Annotated in this window: 1 protein-coding gene; it reads left to right on the top strand. The window is 56.1% G+C overall.

Going from position 1 to position 399, the window contains the following annotated elements:
* Positions 1-399, top strand: a 399-nt coding sequence (locus I6F21_RS38365; protein ID WP_225184469.1) for a flagellar hook-basal body complex protein, incomplete at both ends; no start/stop codon positions are given.

The raw sequence follows: 399 nt of genomic DNA, 5'->3' as shown, positions 1-399 counted from the left end.
TCGCAAGGCAATCTTTCAAAAACTGGCAATGCGACGGACGTAGCCATCAACGGCAATGGCTTCTTCCAAGTGCAAAGACCTGACGGCACGCTGGCCTACACACGAGACGGCAACTTCCAGATCAGCGCGCAGGGGCAACTCGTGACCTCAAGCGGCTATTTGGTGCAGCCTGCCATGATGGTGCCGCGCAATGCCACGAGCTTGATGATTGGCAAAGACGGTGTTGTTACGGTTACGACGCCAGGTATGGTCAATCGAACGCAAGTGGGGGCGTTTCAACTCGCCAATTTCGTCAATCCGGCCGGCTTGCGTAGTCTGGGAGAGAACCTGTATGCCGAGACTGAAGCTTCGGGCGGTGCAAACCTAGCTGTCCCAGGAGGCAATGGTTTAGGCATGCTC

The organism is Bradyrhizobium sp. NBAIM03, from assembly GCF_020194055.1.
In the GTDB taxonomy this organism is placed as follows: domain Bacteria; phylum Pseudomonadota; class Alphaproteobacteria; order Rhizobiales; family Xanthobacteraceae; genus Bradyrhizobium; species Bradyrhizobium yuanmingense.
The sequence above is the reverse complement of the archived record's forward strand: the minus strand, read 5'-3'. Positions and strand labels throughout refer to the sequence as shown.